21 protein-coding genes and 1 rRNA gene are annotated in these 21,152 nt (G+C 50.0%); 9 read left to right on the top strand and 13 right to left on the bottom strand.

Features of this window, described 5'->3' with window-relative positions; translation table 11 throughout:
• Positions 1–28 precede the first annotated feature (28 nt).
• The 7 genes from rpmJ to L4D19_RS13475 all read left to right on the top strand — a co-directional run bounded on the left by rpmJ (position 29) and on the right by L4D19_RS13475 (position 4,211).
• Positions 29–142: a 50S ribosomal protein L36 gene (rpmJ, locus tag L4D19_RS13505; protein WP_000868186.1), complete on the top strand. Its 114-nt coding sequence runs from the start codon at positions 29–31 to the stop codon at positions 140–142.
• Positions 143–287: 145 nt separating this feature from the next.
• Positions 288–644, top strand: coding sequence for a 30S ribosomal protein S13 (gene rpsM, locus L4D19_RS13500; RefSeq protein ID WP_075762909.1), 357 nt, complete (start codon positions 288–290; stop codon positions 642–644).
• A 19-nt stretch (positions 645–663) separates the two neighbouring features.
• Positions 664–1,053: a 30S ribosomal protein S11 gene (rpsK, locus tag L4D19_RS13495; protein ID WP_005370963.1), complete on the top strand. Its 390-nt coding sequence runs from the start codon at positions 664–666 to the stop codon at positions 1,051–1,053.
• 27 nt (positions 1,054–1,080) lie between these two features.
• Positions 1,081–1,701, top strand: a complete 621-nt coding sequence (gene rpsD, locus L4D19_RS13490) for a 30S ribosomal protein S4 (RefSeq protein WP_428452901.1) — start codon at positions 1,081–1,083, stop codon at positions 1,699–1,701.
• Positions 1,702–1,724: 23 nt separating this feature from the next.
• Complete coding sequence (locus L4D19_RS13485; RefSeq protein ID WP_075762907.1) at positions 1,725–2,714, top strand: DNA-directed RNA polymerase subunit alpha; 990 nt, start codon at positions 1,725–1,727, stop codon at positions 2,712–2,714.
• A 33-nt stretch (positions 2,715–2,747) separates the two neighbouring features.
• Complete coding sequence (gene rplQ / locus L4D19_RS13480; RefSeq protein ID WP_428452900.1) at positions 2,748–3,134, top strand: 50S ribosomal protein L17; 387 nt, start codon at positions 2,748–2,750, stop codon at positions 3,132–3,134.
• Positions 3,135–3,221: 87 nt separating this feature from the next.
• Positions 3,222–4,211 carry a glycosyltransferase family 4 protein gene (locus L4D19_RS13475; RefSeq protein WP_428452899.1) on the top strand — a complete coding sequence of 330 codons (990 nt, stop codon included), beginning with the start codon at positions 3,222–3,224 and terminating at the stop codon, positions 4,209–4,211.
• A 1-nt stretch (position 4,212) separates the two neighbouring features.
• Here L4D19_RS13475 and L4D19_RS13470 read toward each other — a convergent pair whose 3' ends face one another.
• The 13 genes from L4D19_RS13470 to L4D19_RS13410 all read right to left on the bottom strand — a co-directional run bounded on the left by L4D19_RS13470 (position 4,213) and on the right by L4D19_RS13410 (position 19,337).
• Positions 4,213–5,688, bottom strand: coding sequence for a SpoIIE family protein phosphatase (locus tag L4D19_RS13470; RefSeq protein ID WP_428452898.1), 1,476 nt, complete (start codon positions 5,686–5,688; stop codon positions 4,213–4,215).
• A gap of 18 nt (positions 5,689–5,706) precedes the next feature.
• Positions 5,707–6,402: a P-loop NTPase family protein gene (locus L4D19_RS13465; protein ID WP_428452897.1), complete on the bottom strand. Its 696-nt coding sequence runs from the start codon at positions 6,400–6,402 to the stop codon at positions 5,707–5,709.
• On the bottom strand, positions 6,399–9,074 hold the full coding sequence (locus L4D19_RS13460) for an SLBB domain-containing protein (protein WP_428452896.1): 2,676 nt from the start codon (positions 9,072–9,074) through the stop codon (positions 6,399–6,401). The genes L4D19_RS13465 and L4D19_RS13460 overlap by 4 nt, the downstream gene beginning before the upstream one ends.
• Positions 9,071–9,850 carry an OmpA family protein gene (locus L4D19_RS13455; protein ID WP_428452895.1) on the bottom strand — a complete coding sequence of 260 codons (780 nt, stop codon included), beginning with the start codon at positions 9,848–9,850 and terminating at the stop codon, positions 9,071–9,073. The genes L4D19_RS13460 and L4D19_RS13455 overlap by 4 nt, the downstream gene beginning before the upstream one ends.
• A gap of 4 nt (positions 9,851–9,854) precedes the next feature.
• A complete protein-coding gene (locus tag L4D19_RS13450) occupies positions 9,855–10,163 on the bottom strand; it encodes an STAS domain-containing protein (RefSeq protein ID WP_075762900.1) in 309 nt (102 codons plus the stop codon).
• Between the two features lie 61 nt (positions 10,164–10,224).
• Positions 10,225–12,048: a sugar transferase gene (locus L4D19_RS13445; protein ID WP_428452894.1), complete on the bottom strand. Its 1,824-nt coding sequence runs from the start codon at positions 12,046–12,048 to the stop codon at positions 10,225–10,227.
• A gap of 12 nt (positions 12,049–12,060) precedes the next feature.
• Positions 12,061–13,137, bottom strand: a complete 1,077-nt coding sequence (locus L4D19_RS13440; protein WP_428452893.1) for a glycosyltransferase — start codon at positions 13,135–13,137, stop codon at positions 12,061–12,063.
• Positions 13,134–14,576: a Wzz/FepE/Etk N-terminal domain-containing protein gene (locus L4D19_RS13435; RefSeq protein ID WP_428452892.1), complete on the bottom strand. Its 1,443-nt coding sequence runs from the start codon at positions 14,574–14,576 to the stop codon at positions 13,134–13,136. Before L4D19_RS13435 ends, L4D19_RS13440 begins: the two co-directional genes overlap by 4 nt.
• Before the next feature lie 2 nt (positions 14,577–14,578).
• Positions 14,579–14,917 carry a hypothetical protein gene (locus L4D19_RS13430; RefSeq protein ID WP_428452891.1) on the bottom strand — a complete coding sequence of 113 codons (339 nt, stop codon included), beginning with the start codon at positions 14,915–14,917 and terminating at the stop codon, positions 14,579–14,581.
• Between the two features lie 67 nt (positions 14,918–14,984).
• On the bottom strand, positions 14,985–16,151 hold the full coding sequence (locus tag L4D19_RS13425; RefSeq protein WP_428452890.1) for a glycosyltransferase family protein: 1,167 nt from the start codon (positions 16,149–16,151) through the stop codon (positions 14,985–14,987).
• A 1-nt stretch (position 16,152) separates the two neighbouring features.
• A complete protein-coding gene (locus L4D19_RS13420) occupies positions 16,153–16,848 on the bottom strand; it encodes an acyltransferase (protein WP_428452889.1) in 696 nt (231 codons plus the stop codon).
• Complete coding sequence (locus L4D19_RS13415; protein WP_428452888.1) at positions 16,832–18,121, bottom strand: O-antigen ligase family protein; 1,290 nt, start codon at positions 18,119–18,121, stop codon at positions 16,832–16,834. Before L4D19_RS13415 ends, L4D19_RS13420 begins: the two co-directional genes overlap by 17 nt.
• 94 nt (positions 18,122–18,215) lie before the next feature.
• Positions 18,216–19,337, bottom strand: coding sequence for a glycosyltransferase (locus L4D19_RS13410; RefSeq protein ID WP_428452887.1), 1,122 nt, complete (start codon positions 19,335–19,337; stop codon positions 18,216–18,218).
• Positions 19,338–19,461: 124 nt separating this feature from the next.
• Between L4D19_RS13410 and L4D19_RS13405 the strand changes: the two genes are divergently transcribed.
• Both L4D19_RS13405 and L4D19_RS13400 read left to right on the top strand, forming a co-directional pair.
• The gene (locus L4D19_RS13405; RefSeq protein WP_428452886.1) at positions 19,462–20,412 is read left to right on the top strand and encodes a glycosyltransferase; all 951 of its coding nucleotides are present in this window, start codon (positions 19,462–19,464) and stop codon (positions 20,410–20,412) included.
• 452 nt (positions 20,413–20,864) lie between these two features.
• A 16S ribosomal RNA gene (locus tag L4D19_RS13400) occupies positions 20,865–21,152 on the top strand; the annotation flags it as partial.

Below are 21,152 nucleotides of genomic sequence, written 5' to 3'. Positions count from 1 at the left end.
ACTGGTTATCCATTTACGGAGTTTAGCAATGAAAGTTCGTGCTTCCGTTAAGAAAATCTGCCGTAACTGTAAAGTTATCAAGCGCAACGGTGTTGTGCGTGTAATTTGCAGTGAGCCAAAGCACAAACAGCGCCAAGGCTAATTAGCAGAAATATTTCTTGCAAATTGAAGGTAGGTTGGCTAAATTAGCCAACCAATCTTTTGTGTGTGCAAAAGAATTGTTCCACCGCTGCGTATCCTAAACGGGCTCTGCAGCGGTTATTCTTGAAAAGTACTAGGAGTGAATAGTGGCCCGTATTGCAGGCATTAACATTCCTGATCAGAAACATTCTGTAATCGCTCTAACAGCGATCTACGGCATCGGTAAAACTCGCTCACAGGCTATCCTGGCTGAAGCGGGTATTGCTGAAGATGTTAAGATCAGTGAACTGACTGAAGAGCAGATCGATCTACTGCGTGATGGTGTAGCTAAGTACACTGTAGAAGGTGATCTACGTCGTGAAGTATCCATGAACATCAAGCGTCTTATGGACCTTGGCTGTTACCGTGGTCTTCGTCATCGTCGCAGTCTACCACTACGTGGACAGCGTACTAAAACCAACGCACGTACCCGTAAGGGTCCGCGCAAGCCGATCAAAAAGTAATCGGATAAGGTAGAGTACAATGGCAAAACAACCAACTCGCGCTCGTAAGCGCGTACGCAAGCAAGTAGCTGATGGCGTTGCGCACATCCATGCTTCTTTCAACAACACAATCGTAACCATTACTGACCGTCAGGGTAACGCTCTTTCTTGGGCTACTGCAGGTGGTTCTGGTTTCCGTGGTTCTCGTAAATCTACTCCGTTCGCTGCACAGGTTGCTGCTGAGCGTTGTGGTGAAATGGCCAAAGAATATGGCGTTAAGAACCTGGAAGTTATGGTTAAGGGCCCAGGTCCTGGTCGTGAGTCAACTATCCGCGCTCTAAACGCTGCGGGTTTCCGTATCACTAACATTGTTGATGCGACTCCGATCCCTCATAACGGTTGTCGTCCACCTAAGAAACGTCGCGTATAACGTTTCTAGGAAAACTGGAGAAAGAACATGGCAAGATATTTGGGTCCTAAGCTGAAGCTTAGCCGTCGCGAAGGCACTGACTTATTCCTTAAGTCAGGTGTACGCGCGATTGATACCAAGTGTAAAATCGATAACGCGCCGGGCATGCACGGTGCGCGTCGCGGTCGTCTATCTGACTACGGCGTTCAGCTTCGTGAGAAGCAGAAAGTTCGTCGTACATATGGCGTACTAGAGAAACAATTCCGTAACTACTATCATGAAGCTGCTCGTATCAAGGGCAACACAGGTGAAAACCTGCTTCAGCTTCTTGAAGGTCGTCTAGATAACGTAGTTTACCGCATGGGTTTTGGTGCTACTCGCGCTGAAGCACGTCAGCTGGTAAGCCACAAAGCGATCCTAGTAAACGGTCAAGTCGTAAACGTTCCTTCTTTCAAGGTAGCGGCTAACGACGTTGTTAGCATTCGTGAGAAAGCTAAGAACCAAGCACGCATTAAAGCAGCTCTAGAAGTTGCTACTCAGCGTGAACTACCGACTTGGGTCGAAGTAGACAACAGCAAGATGGAAGGTACGTTCAAGCGTCTTCCAGAACGTTCTGATTTGTCTGCCGACATCAACGAACACCTGATCGTCGAGCTTTACTCTAAGTAAGGCTATAGTTAAGAGAGGACACAATGCAGGGTTCTGTAACAGAATTTCTTAAGCCGCGTCTTGTTGATATTGAACAAGTTAATACGACGCACGCAAAAGTAACTCTTGAGCCACTAGAGCGCGGTTTCGGCCACACTCTAGGTAACGCTCTACGTCGTATTCTACTGTCTTCAATGCCGGGTTGTGCCGTAACTGAAGTTGAGATCGACGGTGTGTTACACGAGTACAGCACCAAAGAAGGAGTACAGGAAGATGTTCTTGAGATCCTTCTAAACCTTAAAGGTCTAGCCGTTAAGGTTGAGGGTAAAGACGAAGTTATCCTTACTCTGAACAAATCTGGTGCAGGCCCTGTTGTTGCAGGTGACATCACCCACGACGGTGATGTTGAGATTGCGAACCCAGAACACGTAATCTGCCATCTAACTGATGACAATGCTGACATCAGCATGCGCATCAAGGTAGAACGTGGTCGTGGCTATGTACCAGCGTCTGCTCGTATTCACACAGAAGAAGATGAGCGCCCAATTGGTCGTCTGCTAGTTGATGCAACTTTCAGCCCAGTTGACCGTATCGCATACGCAGTAGAGGCAGCACGTGTTGAACAACGTACTGACCTAGACAAGCTTGTTATCGATATGGAGACTAACGGTACGCTTGATCCTGAGGAAGCTATTCGTCGCGCAGCAACTATTCTTGCTGAGCAACTGGATGCATTCGTAGATCTACGTGATGTACGTGTTCCTGAAGAGAAAGAAGAGAAGCCGGAGTTCGATCCGATCCTACTGCGTCCTGTAGACGATCTTGAACTAACTGTTCGCTCTGCTAACTGTTTGAAAGCAGAAGCGATCCACTACATCGGTGATCTTGTTCAGCGTACTGAGGTTGAGCTTCTTAAAACGCCAAACCTTGGTAAGAAGTCTTTGACAGAAATCAAAGACGTGCTGGCATCTCGTGGTCTGTCTCTAGGTATGCGCCTAGAAAACTGGCCGCCAGCATCTATCGCTGAAGATTAATAGTTACTGATATCTAGTTAGAAGGATTAGGTCATGCGCCATCGTAAGAGTGGTCGTCAACTCAACCGCAACAGCAGTCATCGCAAAGCGATGTTCAGCAACATGGCTAGCTCTCTGGTACGTCACGAACTTATCAAGACTACCTTGCCTAAGGCAAAAGAGCTACGTCGCGTAATTGAGCCATTGATTACCCTAGCTAAGACAGACAGTGTTGCTAACCGTCGTCTTGCATTCGCACGTACTCGTGATAACGAAGTTGTTGCGAAACTATTTAACGAATTAGGTCCACGTTTTGCTCAGCGTCCGGGCGGTTACACTCGCATTATGAAATGCGGTTTCCGTTCAGGCGATAAAGCCCCTATGGCTTACATCGAGCTAGTAGATCGTCCTGAAGCTCAGGAAGAAGCTGCTGCTGAATAAGCACTAGCGCGTTAAATAAAAAAGAGGCCGAGTCTTAGACTCGGCTTTTTTTTTGCATAACTTTCGGGATACCAGCGAGGGTTATGTATGGTTTATTTATTTGTCGACAGCTCCGGCTTTGGTGGGGTTGAAAGCCACATTCAGCAGTTAGCGCGACTTATTCGCCGTCAATGTGTTGATGTTGAAGTTGTTTTTTTTCGTCGTTATTCTGCCCATCCCCTGTATGCGCTTCTTACCGAGTCGCAGATCCCATTTCGTTTCATCTCGGACTCTACCTGTTCTGCCTTCTTCAGGCGATTAAATGCCGGGGATGTTGTGCATGCCCATGGCTATAAAGCTGCGCTGATTGCAAGGCTGTATCGAGTCTTGTCTTCATACCAGTTGGTTGTCAGCTTTCATGCTGGCGAGGCCCTGTCGGGCAAGCTGGCTTTGTATGAAGGATTAAACCGGGCGACAAGTTTCCTTTCACGCAATATTGCCGTGAGTCAGCGGATCCAGTCACGTATTCCGTTTAACTGCGAATTGCTCCGCAATTTCATTTTTGACCTGCCACCAATGACGCGGCGACAACGACATACCCAGTTGCAGGTTGGCTTTGTCGGCCGATTGAGCTTTGAGAAAGGTATCGATCGCTTTGTTCACTTGAGCAGGCAACTGCCAGCTTGTCGGTTTCATGTCTTTGGTGACGGTAAGCTCAGCTCGATAGTGGAAGGAGTGGGGGAGATTAACTGGCACGGTGCAGTTAAATCCATGGATAGCTATTGGCGGCAGCTCGACTTGCTGGTTATTAGCTCGCGCGCTGAAGGCTTGCCAATGGCGGCGCTTGAGGCGATGGCTCATGGGGTGCCGGTTGTTGCGACAAACGTGGGGGAACTAGCGTCCTTATTGCCATCAAGAAGCCTGGTTGCTGAACCACAGTGGGAGCAGCTAACGGTATTGATCGATGATCTTGATCTGGCCGGGGATGTTGGTTGGCTGCAACTTTCCCAGTATTCACAGCACCGGATCGCTACCCATTTTGCCGCTGAAACTCGCTGGCCACAGTTGGCCCAAATATACCAGTTAGGTGCCAGCTAGGTTAATTTGTCCGCTCTTGCCCATCACGGAGTATGGTCAGCACACTGCAGTCATCGGCTGGATTTTGAGGGACACTTTGCCACAGGTAAGCATGCCGTTGTAGAGTACTAATCGCTTGAAGGTTATTGAGCTGCTCTTGGCACCACTTTCCCTCGAACAATCCATCGCTATAGAAATGCAGGCTATCGTTCGCCGATAGCTGTACTTTCGTACCGACAACGTCAACGGTTTCGAAGAGCCCTAACAGCCCCATACCGCCCTCAATTTCGCGAGCTGTACTCCCCAAAAGAACAGGGTTTGGCATACCGGCATTATAAATTGTAACGGTACTGTCTTTGTCGATATGGATAACTAGCAGACATACCAGGCTGGTTGTCTCGTTGGCGTGATAAAGGTAGCGGTTGAGTGACATAACTAGCTGTTTAGGTGAGATATTATCGTGATACAACAACCCACTGATAAAGCCGAAACATACCGAACCATTGATTTTTGCGGCAAGTCCGTGACCCATCTGATCGCCTAGCACCAGTAACTGTGAACCGTCTTCCAACTGGCGTTGCAGGACAAAGTCACCACCGACTTGCGGTTGTTGGTCTATGAGTAATTGCAAAGGGGAAGGGAGCGGCTGAACAGCACTGTGGCTGTTGTTGGCTGTGATTTTTTGCTTCAGCTTGGCCTCGAAGCAGGCTGATAAGTTGCTGTGCCGTTCGATAACCCTGCCCAGGACGCTGAGCAGGTGTGGCTTGGTGATGGGTTTTGCCAGGAAGTCATCAATGCCCGACTGTGCGGCAGCATTGCGTGTATTGTCTTTTGTATCGCCGGAGAGAAAAACGAAAGGCAGCATTTGATGACGTTCGAGTGCGGCCACCTTGTTTCGAAAGTCAAAGCCGTTGATATTTGGCATGTGAAGATCAGCCAGTACCAGATCGCAGTGGTTCTTGGCCAGCCAGACCAATGCTTCGCTTGCCTGGCTAAACAGTGCCAACTGATAGTCGGGCTCAAGGAAGCTGGCCAATAGAGCCAACTGGCTGCTGCTATCATCCACAATCAGAATTTGTTTACGTGTCGTTTGCCTTGGTAGCCGGAAACGGATCCGGTTATGGGAGGGGGTGATCCGATAGTCAAAATCCGGAAACGTTGCGCGGATCAATGCCAGCCCCATTCCGTTTTCCACTTCACTGCTTGGTAATTCAGCGCTCTGTAGCTGCTCTTTGAGCTCTAGCCATGCAGAGCCGTTGTCTTTAATGGCGAGGTAGTGATGGTGTCCTGAGCGTTCGTAGCTGATCGAAATACTGCTTGCTGGCTCGGCTTGATGATCAAGCAGGTTAGTACAATATTCGCTGCACACCAGCTTGAGGTTTTGAATCAGCTCGGAGCTGAGATCCATAACAGAGGCTTTGTCTGCCAGTACTTTTCGCATCGACTTTAGGTTGTCATAGCTAAGCGTGAACTGACGCTGAAACAGAAGCTGGCTCATTTATGATATTTCCCTGGCTTATTGATACTTACCGAGTAACAGAGGGTTATGCTGCAGGTAGTGGATCAGCCTACGCTTGATTGTGTCGGGTATCCAGCGTGCTTTGCCGTGGAGTACCCGAATGATTTCCTGTGACAGGGAAGGGTTGCTCTTGTCGTTAATCAATGTTCCGAGCAGATGGACTCCCCCCTGCTCCAGTTTTGTCATACTGGTCAAGAGCTCACTCTCTGTTGTTTGCGCAGCCGCCAGACAGAGAATCGATGCATCGCTGATATGGCTGATGGCTGTAATGGGAAGGTTTTGCCAGTTGGCGGTGCTGATGGTGCCGATATCGCAGATGATATAGTGATAGTGTTTCTTCCAGCGCTCCAGTGCGGCGGCGAGTGTTTGCGGCTGGCGAAGATCAAGAATGGTCCTGTGAACGCTGGGCTGGGGTAAAAGATCAAGCTGCTGATCAAGATGGATTAGCACATCTGACTCGCCGGTACCGTCGCTTTGCCATGGCCCGGAAGGGTAACCCTGCCCGGATCCCGACAGATCAAGGTCGATCAACAGCACGCTGTGCTGGTCTTCGGCGCATCGTCTGGCCAGCCACATTGATTGGGTCGATGTGCCGCAGCCCGGGCTGGCTCCTGCCAGGGTGATCACCCGCGCGTCCAGTTGATGAATTTTGTGAAAGAGTTGATCGTACTCTGCACTTAGCCAGGGCTTCATAGTGCGGCTCCCAAGGCAATAAGGGTGAATAGTCCTAAGACATCTCGCAGCCCCTGCCGCCATTGTTCCCCGATAGAGTCACTTTCATTGGGCACATAAACGGTATCGCCGGGACGAAGCAGGGGGAGAGGATAACGGGCCGGGTCGATGACATAGTCACGCAGGTTAAAGGTTTGGGCCTGATCGCCACAGCATGACGTATTCACAATCATGATCCGTTCGATATAGGCTTCGTCTGACGGGCCACCGGCTTCGGCCAGCAGGTCAAGAATGTTCATCTGGTTGTTGAAGGTATAACGGCCGGGCTTGTTGACCGATCCCATCAGGCGTACCACCCGCTCGGCCGGTTTATCGAGCCAGTTTCCCTGCTCCTTGGGGACATAGATAACATCACCGGGAACGACAACGGGCAGCAGGCTTTCGTCACCCGTTTCAAAATAAAGGGAAAGATTTAGCTTGGTCACCTGGGCCTGGCTTTTATCGCGGTGGCTGATCCGGATTTGGCGCAAGTCGGCATCGCCGTTTGGTCCGTCGGCAGCGGAAAGGATGTCGAGAAATCCCAGCTCCCGATTGAAGGCATAGCGTCCCGGTGCGCCGACCTGACCAAAGACATAGATGGAGTCATCGGCTGACTGGCGGATCCAGCTGGCTTTATTATCGGTCGGGTCATGGGGAAGTTCGTCGATGACGATGGTATCACCGGCATCTAGCAGTGGTAGGGCGGCGAAATTGCCCCCTTCATTGATGAAATTCTCCAGGTCAAAGTAGATGACATTTTCAGGAGTGTTCTGTTGTTCCTTGATTAGCCTGATGTTGCTGATATTTGCCTGCTGCTTGGGCCCGCCAGCCATGGCAAGGATATCGAGAAATGTCATGGTATCGTTCCATTTGAATCGTCCGGGGGCGTTGACGGCGCCGATCACCTTGACTGCACGTTCGTCGGCAGCCTTCTCCAACTGTGGGATATAAATGACATCGCCAGGGGCTACATCGGGAATGAGTGACTCATTCCCGGTTTCGAAATAATGCGAGAGGTTAAAGCGGGTGACCTCGGTATCCTTGCCGCTGCGGTGGCTGATCAGGACTTCTTGGATATCCGCTTCGCCGGTTGGTCCGTCTGCTGCCGACAGAATATCGAGAAATCCCTGTTCGTTATTGAAGGCATACCGGCCCGGGGCACCGACCTGGCCGAAAATATATATGGAGTCTCGGGCTGACTGGCGTAGCCAGCTGGATTTATTGTCGGTCGGATCATGGGGGAGTTCATCCACAATCACGGTATCTCCCGCCCTCAACTGCGGGAGTTTACCTTTTGGCTGGCCAGCTTTGGTAAATTCGACAAAGTCGAAAAAGGTCACTCTGGGTTCGTTTTTTGCGACAGATTCGCGGATGATCCTGATATTGCTCAGGTTAGCCTGCTGTTTTGGCCCGCCGGCATGGGCTAGCAGATCCATGAAGCTCATGGAGTCACTCCATTCAAAACGGCCCGGATTGTAGATGGCCCCAATAATTTTGATAGCACGGTCATTGGTGACTTTCAGCCATGACTTTTCGTTGAAGTCGATTTTCTCGGGCACGAAGATAACATCGCCGGGCTCGATCGGGGGGAGCGTACTTTGGCTAGGGTCTTGAGTATATTCGACCAGGTTGATGCTGAGTGGGGCGTTTACATTGCTGAGCAGCTTGATGTGCGTCGTATCGGCAAAACGGGTGGGGCCGCCAGCATTGGCCAGTACATCAATGAAGCCTGTTCCGGGAGAGCTCTCGTAGGCGCCGGGGGCTTTGACCTCACCCATTACGTAGACAGTCCGTGATGTCGTATTGATATCTTCAACTTCAATTGGTGCAAAAATCGTGGTGCCGGGTTTGATTGGCGGCAGGTTGCTGGCATCACCGGTATCAAGATAGGCCTTGAGATCAAACTGGTATGGGATATTGTCGGTAATGACTCGTATCTTGGTGACATCGGCGTAACGGGTGACACCATCAGCCCGCATGAGCGCATCGACGACTGTCATATCCGGCTTGAAGCTAAATGTACCGGGGTTACGCAGTTCACCAAAAATCGTGATCCCTTGTTCTTCGTCGGCATCCCCGCCTTCCCTTAGAGAAGCAGCATCAAAGTTCACCTCGATGTTACCCAGTAAAGGAGAGGCCGGAACAAAGACAGTATCACCGCTCTTGATGGCTGGAAGCTGACCGGGATCGCCAGAATCAAGGTATTGCTTATAGTTGAAGACTTGTGTCTTGTTGTTCCGGATTAACTTGAACTGGTCCAACTGGGCCCCGGGCCTTGCTCCGCCAGCTTCGGCTACGGCCATTTGTATATTGCTACCGGGTTTGAGCGAGACCATACCCGGCTGCTCGACATAGCCGAGAACCTGTATACGGATTAGATGCTCCATGATGCTCAGTTCAAGTTCGTCTAAATTTCGGTAGATAGTACTGAGCCGTTTACGGATCCTCTGCTCGGCTTCGTCGATGCTGAGCCCGGCAACGGTGATAAGCCCTGCTTCGGGTAGCCTGAGCTGTCCTTGGTCATCAATGGTAAAAGGATCGTCAAATGCACTCTCGCCGGGGAGCTGCAGGTACACCCGGTCACCGGGGGTCAGGGTTGTCCCCCAGGCCGGAGCAATAATGAGCAGTAGTACCAACAGCAAGGCTCGACTCATAGCGACTCCCTGACTGCGTGCCAGTCTTGCAGTGAGTAGACCCGGTGAATGGAGCGGGTGTGGTGCTCGACAAGTACTTTGGCGTCTACTTTGCGGTTGCTGAGCCGTTGGGTCCGAGAGCGGGGATCTTCAACAGATAGCTCTTCGCCTGCACTAAAGGTGGTTATCTGATTGGCGTCGACGCCTTGTTCTATCAAGTATCTGCGTACGGCATCGGCTCGTTTCATGCCTAGTTGGTTGTTACTTTCCCGGGTGCCGATGGTGTCGGTATGACCGGTTAGCTGGAGGTGCCAGTGGTTCTGGCGTTTTAGAATTGATGCTGCGCGCCTGAGTGCCTGCTGGTAGTCGGGCAGTAGCTTGGCCCGGTTGAAGGCAAACTGGTTGTCGATACGCATTAGCAGCAGGAATCTATCTCTGAGCTCTATTTCTGAATAGCGGGGATCCAGGCACAGGGTGTGGTACTCCAGCCAGTCCATCTGACGCTGGATCTTGCCAAATTGCGTCTGATATTCCAGTAGCGTGATATCGGCATCATCGCTGAACCCGGCTTTGGCTTCCTGGCGAGCCTTGCTATACAAGTTTTCCAGCTGCTGGTACTGGCCGGGAAGGCAGAGCTTGGCTCCCCGGGTTGCCAACAGCTGCAGCTCGAAGTCATGATGCTCGAGCTCAAGCCATTGATCCCTATCCGGCGGTGTATACGGGTTTTCACCCGATGTGGGCCAGGTTGTACAGCTGCTGATCGCTAAGATCACCAGCAGGATCGGCAGTTTATCCATATCGTCACAACTCCGCTGAGGTGATCATCGGGATCACCTTGTCTATCCGTAACATTTGCATCAGCTGGCGTGGCTGGCCATTGACATTAAGCAGGCGTAATTTTTTATCTCTGCTTTTCAATCGTTTGTATAAGAAAACAATGGCACCAATTCCGCAGGAGTCAATAAATTGTACCTGTGTCAGGTCAAGTATCAGCTCACTTTCCTCGGTTTGGCTGAGTGACTCAAACTCTGGCTCCATTTGTCTGGCAATATGGGCATCAAACTCATCGTGAATGGGCAGGGTAACGACAGAACCTGTTATAGCTTGCATACTAACCTCTTGTCTGAAATTGACTTTTACTTACGGGTAAGTAATACAAGTGATATGCCAACTATTGTCCGCGTTTGGATACCATGATGTAGATAGTTTTAAAAATGATGTAGAAATCCATTCTAAGCCATTGAAGCGGAGAGCCTAATGCGACGGCGTACGCGTGATCCCAGGCTATTTTGTTTTTTACATCATCCAGACAGCTGTCATAGCCCTGGTTGACCTGCGCCAGACCGGTAATGCCGGGACGAAGGCCAGCAGTCCGTTCGAGATAAAAAGGCAATGCATTTTGCAAATCGCCACACATTTCGGGACGCTCCGGTCGTGGACCGATTAACGACATATCTCCCCTTAACACATTGATAAACTGAGGCAGTTCGTCAAGCCGAGTCGCCCTGAGAAAGCGTCCAATACGTGTGATGCGGGGATCATTCTGGGTAGCCCAGACAGCACCAGATTGATTCTCTGCATTCTGGCTCATGGTGCGGAACTTGATGACGTTAAATAGTTCCGCTTTGTCCTCGGTAATTCGACCGACTCTGAGCTGATGGTAGAAGGCAGGTCCTGGCGAGTCGAGTTTGATAAGAATTGCCAGCAATGGCCATAAGGGAAGGGTAAGCAGCATGCCTACCAGGCTGAGGACAATGTCACTGCCGCGTTTGAGGGCCTGGGTTGATTGTGTCTGATAGTTTGCGATAGGAGGCAGGTGGCGCCACCCTTGTCGAAACTGGCCGCCGAGATACCGGAGCATACCGAGCAGGGAAGAGAAGTAGCCGCCAATAAAGTAATGCAGCTTATCGGTCAGGCGACTATGGATACCCAAAAGCGGTAGCAGTGCTAGCAGGTAGGCAACGCTCTGCAAAGCGACCAATCCTACGGCAACCCCGATTCCTTGCCAGGCCATCAAAGTGCTAAGAGCAAAATAGAACAGCAGGATAAAAGGCATAACGGTACGAAGCCCCTTGCCCGATGCAAACAGCCAGTTGGTCTGGTAGTGACGGAACTGGAACAGGAATCGGCAGCGTATTAGCTGCTGAAGATTACCGGCCCCAATACGCTGGCGGCGTTTGTGGTTATGTTGTTCGTCAGTGGGGGTGAGCTCGACGCTATTGATACTTTGGTTAAACACGACATTGTAGCCTTGCTTGATCACTGTCATCGGCAACATGAAGTCATCGTTGATGGTATCTTCCGGAAGTGGAGTAAATAGCTTGGCGCGCATGATATAAAAAGCGCCATTTCCTCCCATTACATTGCCAAGGTGGGATTCGGCATAGCGGATGTTGTTCTGCCATTGCCAGTATTGCTCTTCGCCAAGTGTGGCCTCGGCCAATAGGTAACAGCACGTAATTGCTCCAGTCTGTGGATTGCGGAAGTTTGCCGCGGCTTGCTTCAAGGCATCAATGGAGATCAGGGCAGAGACATCGCTGAGGGCAATAAGCTCGGAGGTATCTTTCGCCTGTGCCATTAGCTGATTTATCCGGGCCAGTTTACCGCGGTTGGTTTCATCCTCTATGACGTGAAGCGCAATGCCCGCGGCGCTAAATTTACCTTTCCAGCTATCAATGATCCTGGCGGTTTGATCGGTACAGCCATCGCAGCAAATCCAGATGGAGAGCTGCTTAGCCGGATAGTCCAGCATCAGCAGGTTAGCCAGCTTGGCTTCAATGCATTGCTCCTCGTTGTGCGCCGGCATGACCAGAGCAATAGAAGGAAAATATTGGTCATGCTTTCCGGCCTGCTCCTCATCCGCTGAGTTGGAACGTGTTGCAGGTTCACTGGCACTGCGATTTCGGCCAAGCCAGATCATCATACTGGTGTAGACCATATGGTGATAAACAATAATCAGGCTAAGAAATATGAGTAAACTCCATTCGAGTGACATGGCTATTTCCCCCTAGTTTGAATGGGCTAATGCTTCGTATGTGGCCGTCATTATCCGGACGTCAGCCTGGTTACGAATGTATTGGGCATTACTTTCACGATAGGTTTCAGCTGCGTCTAATCCTTTCTGTAGTGCTCTGGCCAGATCTTGGGGTTCATCAGGGTTGATAAGTAGGCCGCTGTGTGGGCAAAGCAGGTCCGGAATCCCCCCGACAGCTGTTGCGACGACGCTTTTTCCGCTGGCCTGGGCTTCAAGCAAGGCCAGAGGCAGCCCTTCCTGGCGGGAGGGCATACAGAAAATATCAATCGCCCGGTAATAATTTCGCATGTTGGCGCAATGCCCAAGCCAGTGAACTCGGTGGGAAACTCCAAGCTGTTCGGCTTTTTTAACTAGCGAGGATTGCTCAGGTCCACTGCCTGCGATGGCTAGTCGATGGTTGTCCGGAAGGAAAGTGAGTGCCTCGAGCATGGTATCGATTCCCTTCTCCGGCACTAACCGGCCAGCACAACCAATAATGATCTGATTGGCGGGAAGTTGGAGAACCTGCCTGGCGAGTAGCTGGTTACCGGGCGTAAAGTGTTCGGTGTCTATGCCGTTGACGATGACCTGGCTGGTGGTGATCCCATATTGTTTCAGTTGTTTGGCAACCCGGGGGGCATCGGCGATTAAATGAATATTGGCCCCTTTTAATAGCCAGCGGGTGATGAGTCGCTGTTTGGTGTCGTGCAAGTGCCAGCTGTCATGCTCGGTCTGGATGTGATTAAGGGATAGGCCAATAGTGGCGAGACGGGTATAGAGTAGTGGGCCAAGATGGTGGGAGTGTACGGTGGTCACCTTGAGCTGCTTGATGAGCTGTCGCAATGAAATAACCGTATTGAGATCCCTGCCTTTGGGTTTGCCGAGAAAGAAAAGGCGAGATGCGAACGGTTGCAATTCAGGCCAGGCTGCAATGGCCGAGTGCTTCTCTCCTTCTAGCGAGACAACGTAGACATCATGACTGGGAGAGGAAAAGCGCAGTAGATTGAGAACGAGTCTCTCGATACCGCCTGGACACAGGTGTTGGACGATTTGTAGTGTGACATGCTTCATGATGAACTCCCTGGAAAGTTGGGGATCCTGGCGAGTACCGGTACTCGGGTTAGCCGATTGATTTGGGTTGTCTGGTATAACCGGGTATCTAGTAGCTGTACGGCACAGGCAAGGGACAGGCCTAGCCCGAGTCCAGCCACAATGCCGAGAAGGAAATTAAGCCACCATGGCCAGTTCAGCGGGCGGTGGGGTTGGATTGGGCGATCGATGATCTGCAGTTTGTCGGGTTCCTCAAAACGACCTAGGTGGCCTGTGACCTTGGCCATTTCATAACGCTCCAGAAGCTGGTTATAGATCCTGGATTTGACGTCATAGTTACGCTGCAGGATTTTTAGTTGCTTTTCCAATGTGGCGAATTCGGCCCTTTTACTCTGTAGTTGGGTGGCCTGCGCCTGAAGCAGCTTCAGCTCACCATCCAATGTCTGGATCTGGCTTTCCGCTTGCTGAAGTTTTTCGAACTGGCTGAGCAGTATTGGTTGGTTATTGTTATCACGGCTTTGGGTATGGTTTGCCACGCGCTGCCATAGTTGACTGACTTCCTGGGCGCTGAGGGATTGCTGCTCGTCAACCAGTCTGGAACGTTCTTGCTTCAGGCGACCGAGCTTGCGCAGTACCGCTTTGACCGCTGAGTGGCGGTCGGTATAACTTGCTCGCAGCATTGCTAGCTCGGCCTCGGCTTTGACGATTTCCTCTTCCAGCATACCGACAACCGGATTGGTGCTGGCCAGGCGCTGGAAGAAATTATCACGCTGGGTTTTGGCGTGCAGCAGGGCTAGTTCTGTTTCTTGAATGAGTGAATTAAGGCGGGCATCGTTTTGTACCTTCATTCCCTGTAGCTGGGGAAGGTTATCGGCATGCTCGGCTTTGAACAAAGCCAGTTCGCTTTCGGCCTGCTCGAGATCTTGCTGGGTCGATTCAAGCTGCTTGTGGAGAAAGACTTCAGAACCGTCGACGGAGGCCCGTCCCGGAGCACGGAGCTTGTCGAGAAAAATGTCGGAAACTTTGTTCAAAATCATCGGCATTTCTCTCGGGGTTGGCCAGTTTAGCCCAAGCCGAACCAAATCATTGCCGACTAGGGTAACACTCAGGCTCTGGCTTAGGTTGCTGATGACGACTTCTCTTTGTATTTTGTCTGTGACGGGGGCCAGCTCAAGCTCGGTAGTAACCCGTTCCAATACCGAGTGGCTGTGCAGCAATACCCGTAATGCCTTTATACGCTGTTTCAGGTTCATTGAAATGGAGAGGTCTTCGAGAAACGGATTGAGCATTGCCGCTTCCTGAACCAGGATTGTGGTTTGGGCATAGTAGCGCTTGGCCTTGAGGAAACTGCCTGCTGTCATCAGTAACGGCATGATAAGTACCGGCAGCAGGATCAGGTACCGGTGAACCCACATGGCATGGATTAGCGGATAGAGCTTGGCAAATAACTTGTGCCGCATGGCTATTGTCTCATCAAGGTCAGCGTATCAGCTGTCTGTTTGGGGGCGTATTTCAGCAATAGCGGGATTTCTCGGTCGTCGGAGATCTGGCTGACAGCCTGAATACGTTTTTGTCCCTGGACGAGCGCTTTGAAAGGATCCTCCATCGCCGCCGGTGCAACCAAAGCCGTCAACTGGTGATAGGGGTGGTTGTCGAGAAAGCGGGTTATCTTTCTGTTCTGTTCAGCGGTCAGGGAGGTTTGTTCCGGGCTGAAATAGAGGGTGAGCTCCTGAGGGGTATGAACCGTACTGGCACACCCCCATAAGATGAGACTGCTGCATAGACAAAGGATCCTTTTCATCTGACTACCTTCTCTGTTAACGGGTATATAGAAGTAGTAGCAAAAAAGGTGCCCAGAGTTAGAAAAATTATGACGGGGAGTCTGTTTTTTCGGACATTAGTTTTGAATTTATTAATTCGATAACGGCATTGGCGCGATTCTCCCAGCTTTCATGGGCGATTCGTACAGAGGCCTGCTTGGCATAAGCTTGTCGCTCACTATGGCTCAACTGGCAATGGCTATCAATTGCCTGTAGCCACTCATTTGGGCTGGTGGCAGTTGTTACCAATGGCTGATAGGGATGAACGGCAGGAAAATCAGCGCTGATCACCGGGCAGCCAGCTGCCAGATACTCCCTTAGTTTTAGTGGATTACAGGCTCGGATCTGAGCGTTATCGATGAAGGGTAAAATTGCCGCAGTCCAGTGCTGAAGATAACCCGCCAGCTGGTGGTGGGGCTTTGCAGGCAGGAAATGGATATTTGGAATATGGCTGAGTGCGGTGATATCCGTATTTACCGGACCAACCAGGTAGAAGTTGATACCGGGCCGGGCGTTGGCCAGGAGGGCTAACAGGCTCTGATCGAGCCAGTTATTGATACTGCCATAGAACCCGACGCTGGGTTGTGTCGTCCTGATATCAGCAGGACAAGACGCAGGTTTTGCAAATTGCGATAAGGCGACGCCGTGAGGAAGCAACCAGGTTTTACTGGCCGGAAACTTGTCTTGTAAGGCTGGGCTGCAGGCCAGAATAATGTCGGCCCTGTGAATGAGCTGTTTTTCCATTTCAGTGACATAATGGTGATCAACATCGGCGAGGGATGAGAAATCATCACCGCAGTAATAGATCACAAGATCACTGTCGCAGATATCCAGGTAATCCACAGCGGTGGGTAGCGCCGCCCAGATGATGCGGCGTTTTTGTTTGCGATAAAGCTGCATATTCAGCAATGCATTATTGATTTTTTTGATAAGGGGAGCCTGTGCAACAGGCCACACCAGAGGCTTGATGATTGCGGCTGGAGCCTGGTTGGGATTACACTCTTTGGTGTTACCTGTTTTAACTTGCGAGCGATGGCTAAGCGTTGCGTACAGTTTTTCTTTGACCCTGTTAATGTCACGCCAGCTCAGCTTTGGTTGTCGTAGCCCGATGGAGTTAATCCAAGTCACCTCATAGCGGTCCATGAGCTCAGTTAAAATATGCTGGCTGCTTGAAGGATGCCGTCCCCAGTCTTCGCCGAATACAAGAAATTCCATTTTAATACTCCAAGTTTTTGATCACCTTTGCCGGATTGCCTCCTGCTAGCACGCCCGGTGGGATATCTTTGGTCACCACGCTGCCTGCAGCGATGACGCTACCTTCGCCAATGGTGACACCGGCCATAACCATGACACCGGTGCCAAGCCATACGTCACGGCATAGATGAATATCGCCGATTTGCTGGTCGGTATCCGGTTGGCCGATAGCACGGGCATGGGGTTCCATGGGGTGGCCGGGGAAACCGGCTAAAAAGACTTTTCCGGCGAGGCGGACGTTGTCATCAAGCTGAATTTTGGTACCGACGGCCAGGGTGTTCTGCCAGCCGATGTCCACGTTATCGCCGATGATCAACTGAGGTCGTTGTGCTCCCCATACTCTGCCGCAATATGTTGATACTCCTGAGAGACGACATTGCTCCCCGAGGCTGATATTGAGCTGGCCGAGTATTTGTGGCATGCCGCAATCGAGCTGAAGGCTTTTAGGGCGATGAGCAAGCTGGGAAATAAAGAGCGGGGTGAAATAGCATTTTTGCAATATGCAATGAATCATGTTCTTTGTTGCAAGGTGCAGATGATAGAGCAGTGAATGCAGCAGAGGAATACAGGGCAGGTAGCTTCCCCTGACTTTCTGTAGCAGTTGTTTGATAGAGATAATTTGGGCTGGGCTGAGGTGCTGTTTAACTAAGGTTCGCATGTTTGTCCTCCGGTATCAGTGTTAGCCGGTCAAGCGCCAGGATCAGGCCTATGAGAATATACAGGGGCCAGTTTGTGCCTTGGGTTAAAAAGGTCCCACTGACACAGAATGACAACATGCCAAGCCATAGCCCCTGGGCTAGCGGCTTCATTTCATGGTTGTTCAATCTTTTCAGTAGCCGGTAGCTCACTTTAAGGGCTCCGATAAGCATAAGCAGAAACAGTACCAATCCGGCAAAACCGGTTTCTGCGATGATTTGCATCCAGGTACTGTGGACTGCGTGGTTTTTTCCGTCCCAGTGCGGCGAGTAGAAATAATAGTTATATAAGAAGTTATCGAGTCCGACGCCGGTGAACGGGTTGGCGACAGCCATGTTGAAGGCTGCCTGCCAGGCGTATATGCGCCCCATAGCGGATTCATCAATACCGTCTTCTGCCGCTCCGCCGGAGGAGCGATCACTGATCCCGGCCAGGGCGATCAGTGCGAGCAGGCCGATACTGCTGAAGATGACCGGTACGATAACGGAGCGGCTTTTCAATAATGTCAGTGCAAATATCCCGCTTGCTATTCCTAACAGCCCGCCCCTGCTTTGGGTTGCCAATATACTCATCAATAGGACAATTAGCGTGATGATGGTAAGGCCTCGTTGCCATTTGTTGCCATGAAAGCTATAGGCAAGGGCAAATGAAACGGGAAACAAAAGCACCAGGGCTAGGTCATTAGGGTCGCCCAGAACAGAGCCAATGTCTCGTCCAATGGTGACCCGGGTGCCCTCGACAAGTCCAATACCATTGGCTTTGTTGTACAGAGCCAGGCCACCGATGCAAAGTCCACTCAGTATTAGAAAGAATGGAATTTTCTGTAGCTGGCTAAGTCGGGTTGGTAGCCAGCTAATCGCAAACACCATGATAAAAATCTTGATGAAGTTGCCATTGAAATTGGCAAACGCCTCGGCGCGATTTGTAGCAGCGATGCAGGAAACAAGTACCCAGGCAGTGAATATCACCAGTTGGCTATGCAGGCTTTGCCAAGTGATTGTTTCTCGTTTGAGCCATAATTGCCAACCGAGCCCGGCCAAGCTGGCCAGGGCCAGTAATTGCGGGATACGAAGCGGCTCCAGAATAGGGAAGGCTTCATGGACCCGAAAGTAGGAAAAGATGATGAAGCCTACGCAGACGATGAAAGCCTGACTAATAATGAAAGGTAGAGCAAATAAGACGCCAATCAGCAATACCAGGTTGCCTTGCTGAAACCAGACAATATAGATCATCATGGTGCTACACAATGCGAGAAGTAGCTGTTTACGCCGGCTCATAGGCGTCGAGGCTCAGGCAAGGTGAGAATATTGTGTGAGCGCAGCATCATGCTCAAAGTGCCTCGATGTTTCTCGACAGCAGGGTTGCCTGATGTGAGATGGTGAAGAGGGTCATTACTCGGTTGAAAGCGTAAGCGCGCTGTAAGTTCAGGTCGCTCTTGTTACGCTTTAAGTGAGACTCCATGGCGATGGCAAGAGCATGGGGATCATCTGCCGGAAATAGCTGCCCGCTTTCACTATCTAGGATCTCAATATGAATGGGGAGATCACTTGCTATTATGGGGAGCCCCAGAGCCATCGCTTCCTTGATAATGAAAGCGTGCGTATCATCATTACGATATGTGCTTGCCGTAGAGAGCATGATAAGCGCCTTATAATTGCTGGCATGCTGGTGGTACCAATTAGGCGTCATATTTTTAATACATGAGATCTGGTGATTGAGTGCAAAATTGCCGAGCTGTTTCTTAAAAGGTGAGAGTAGAGAGGGCTTTCCAACGATATCGATACTGATCTCAGAGGAGAGCTGCTCAAGTGCCATAACTAGAGTCCCCAGCTCTTTTGCATCAGCGGTTTGACAGACTAAAAGAAAATCCTTGTGAGGCCGCCAGGCCCGCACTAGAGAGCTGTAGTTGTCCTCGTACACACCGAATGGAATATGATAGATGGGTTGCTCAGTTGCAAGTTGCAGTTCGTTCTGCATTTCTTTCGTTATTGCACAGATAAAATCAGCCGCTTGCAGGCTGTAGCTCAGGCTCTTGGCATCGCTGCCCACCACTGAAATGGGAATATTGAGTATTTTTGCCGCAACGATCGCTGTTGCGGCATGATGACTGGATAAGTGAGTATGCAGGTGTTCGCAGCCATCTTGCTCTGCTAAGTAGGCGAGCTGTAGTCCCTTCCGCAGTAAAGGCAGATACCCCATGGTTTGTTGCTTGAGAATAAAGGAGTGGCAGCGATAGGCTTTCCATATATTGAACAGTGAATAGATAGGAGCGTCTGAAAGCGAGATGCAATTAAACCCTAAGTAAGCATCAATGGGGTGGAATAGCATCTTGTCATCGAAAGCATAGGGCTTTACTTGATGGCCAAGAGTCATCATGGCTCGAATTTCAATACCGATAAAGGACTCTGACAATGCCGGAGAGTTGGGAATAACGTAGCCAATCTTTTTCATTCTGCCCCCAGTCCATACGCAGCAGTTTGTCGTTCTATTCTTGAGTATCAATATTGATGCCAAGATTGATACTTATGTTGATTGGCTTGGGCCTTGCATAGAGTCCGCTGGATAAAGGATTGTAATGCTGCGGGGGATAGATTTGGAGAAGGCAATTAAGCTTAGTGTCGTAATAGTGAACAATAATAGCCTTTCTACCTTGCCAAGAGCGATTGATAGTATTCGGGGGCAGGGCTGCAATGTAGAAATTATTATCGTTGATGACGGTTCGGTCGATGGTTCTCGTGAGTGGTTAGCGCTGCAAACGGATATAAAAGCGATATTTACTCATCGGGTTGGCGTGTCGAAGGCTAGAAATGTAGCCATTCAGCATTGTAGCTGTGACATGATAGCGTTTCTTGAGCCTAGTGATTATTGGCTGCCTGGAAAGTTAACCCGTCAGTTAAATCTGCATGTACTCTACCCGGAACTGAGATTAAGCTTTACTGATTACATGCATATATCAATATCAGGAAAAGAAATTATTACCTGTTTTAACTTTTGGTCTAGGTTTAAAAGAATTATCGGCCAGCGCTATCCTCTTATTATCTTCAAGAATTTCACTCCACTGATATTTACCGAGAATATGATTGGTACAAGTACGGTTGTGGTTAAGAAGTCGGCTTTGGTTGAAGCTGGTGGGTTTGAGCCGACGTTATCATTTGCTTCGGATTGGGAGCTGTGGCTTAAAGTTGCTCAGCAAGGAGAGGTCGGTGTGTTGAACCTACCGCTTTGCCACTATACCCATGAAGTAGGTGGCTGGGCGAATCAGGAGTCGAAAGAGCGACTAGGTGCTATGAAGTTTATTTTGAAGAAACATGCCAGCGCTGTTAAAGCACACCCTTTTACTTTAATTAGGGGATATCTCCGCTTGATCACGTATAGAGCTGAATATAATCGGGAGCAACATGCCTATGTTTTATCGATACTTCATGAATTATTTGCGTTTTGCTTTCAGCCTCAATGGTGTCGTGTAAGAGCGGTTGGGGGAGATATACTGAGAATATTGTCTCTAAAACAAGCGAAGATGAATTAATTGGTGGTATGTTGTACGAACGTGAATTTTTTTTATATTTAGGCTTGCTAACTTTAAATTAGTCTCTATAATGCCGCCTCACCGACACGGAGAGCGGCTTCTTAAAGTAAGAAAGCAGGCAACGAGTTGGTGTGGTGAGAGCCTTTGAAAATAAAGTTTCAAAAAGTGTTTGACACTTTACGCTGAACCTTTAGAATGGCGCACCTCCTCAGAGCGAAAGTGAATGAGGAATTGTTCTTTAACAATTTGACCATGCAATCTGTGTGGGCACTCGTGAAATGAATAGTCAAAAAAGATTATATCAATGAACTGAGTGACCAATACAATTTAAGTTTACTGCTTCGGTAGTGAAAATAAATTGGCACAGTCAATTCGAGTTCTCGTTACTAGCTTCTAGTAATGGAAACTCAATCAGTATTCATTGAGCCGTATCGAAAGATACAACAAAACTTTAATTGAAGAGTTTGATCATGGCTCAGATTGAACGCTGGCGGCAGGCCTAACACATGCAAGTCGAGCGGCAGCGACATAAACAATCCTTCGGGTGCGTTTATGGGCGGCGAGCGGCGGACGGGTGAGTAATGCCTGGGAATATGCCCTGATGTGGGGGATAACCATTGGAAACGATGGCTAATACCGCATAATCTCTTCGGAGCAAAGAGGGGGACCTTCGGGCCTCTCGCGTCAGGATTAGCCCAGGTGGGATTAGCTAGTTGGTGGGGTAACGGCTCACCAAGGCG

The sequence above is a fragment of the Photobacterium kasasachensis genome (genome assembly GCF_050336885.1).
GTDB classification, from domain to species: domain Bacteria; phylum Pseudomonadota; class Gammaproteobacteria; order Enterobacterales; family Vibrionaceae; genus Photobacterium; species Photobacterium kasasachensis.
The sequence above is the reverse complement of the archived record's forward strand: the minus strand, read 5'-3'. Positions and strand labels throughout refer to the sequence as shown.

Coding starts and splice junctions, on each gene's coding strand:
- L4D19_RS13460 (WP_428452896.1), bottom strand. CDS start 9,074: ATGAGTCGAGCCTTGCTGTTGGTACTACTGCTCATTATTGCTCCGGCC.
- L4D19_RS13465 (WP_428452897.1), bottom strand. CDS start 6,402: ATGAAGCCCTGGCTAAGTGCAGAGTACGATCAACTCTTTCACAAAATT.
- L4D19_RS13470 (WP_428452898.1), bottom strand. CDS start 5,688: ATGAGCCAGCTTCTGTTTCAGCGTCAGTTCACGCTTAGCTATGACAAC.
- L4D19_RS13410 (WP_428452887.1), bottom strand. CDS start 19,337: ATGAAAAAGATTGGCTACGTTATTCCCAACTCTCCGGCATTGTCAGAG.
- L4D19_RS13440 (WP_428452893.1), bottom strand. CDS start 13,137: ATGAAGCATGTCACACTACAAATCGTCCAACACCTGTGTCCAGGCGGT.
- rpsD (WP_428452901.1), top strand. CDS start 1,081: ATGGCAAGATATTTGGGTCCTAAGCTGAAGCTTAGCCGTCGCGAAGGC.
- L4D19_RS13485 (WP_075762907.1), top strand. CDS start 1,725: ATGCAGGGTTCTGTAACAGAATTTCTTAAGCCGCGTCTTGTTGATATT.
- L4D19_RS13415 (WP_428452888.1), bottom strand. CDS start 18,121: ATGATGATCTATATTGTCTGGTTTCAGCAAGGCAACCTGGTATTGCTG.
- L4D19_RS13455 (WP_428452895.1), bottom strand. CDS start 9,850: ATGGATAAACTGCCGATCCTGCTGGTGATCTTAGCGATCAGCAGCTGT.
- rplQ (WP_428452900.1), top strand. CDS start 2,748: ATGCGCCATCGTAAGAGTGGTCGTCAACTCAACCGCAACAGCAGTCAT.
- L4D19_RS13430 (WP_428452891.1), bottom strand. CDS start 14,917: ATGAAAAGGATCCTTTGTCTATGCAGCAGTCTCATCTTATGGGGGTGT.
- L4D19_RS13405 (WP_428452886.1), top strand. CDS start 19,462: ATGCTGCGGGGGATAGATTTGGAGAAGGCAATTAAGCTTAGTGTCGTA.
- L4D19_RS13475 (WP_428452899.1), top strand. CDS start 3,222: ATGGTTTATTTATTTGTCGACAGCTCCGGCTTTGGTGGGGTTGAAAGC.
- L4D19_RS13420 (WP_428452889.1), bottom strand. CDS start 16,848: ATGCGAACCTTAGTTAAACAGCACCTCAGCCCAGCCCAAATTATCTCT.
- L4D19_RS13445 (WP_428452894.1), bottom strand. CDS start 12,048: ATGTCACTCGAATGGAGTTTACTCATATTTCTTAGCCTGATTATTGTT.
- L4D19_RS13450 (WP_075762900.1), bottom strand. CDS start 10,163: ATGCAAGCTATAACAGGTTCTGTCGTTACCCTGCCCATTCACGATGAG.
- L4D19_RS13425 (WP_428452890.1), bottom strand. CDS start 16,151: ATGGAATTTCTTGTATTCGGCGAAGACTGGGGACGGCATCCTTCAAGC.
- rpmJ (WP_000868186.1), top strand. CDS start 29: ATGAAAGTTCGTGCTTCCGTTAAGAAAATCTGCCGTAACTGTAAAGTT.
- L4D19_RS13435 (WP_428452892.1), bottom strand. CDS start 14,576: ATGCGGCACAAGTTATTTGCCAAGCTCTATCCGCTAATCCATGCCATG.
- rpsK (WP_005370963.1), top strand. CDS start 664: ATGGCAAAACAACCAACTCGCGCTCGTAAGCGCGTACGCAAGCAAGTA.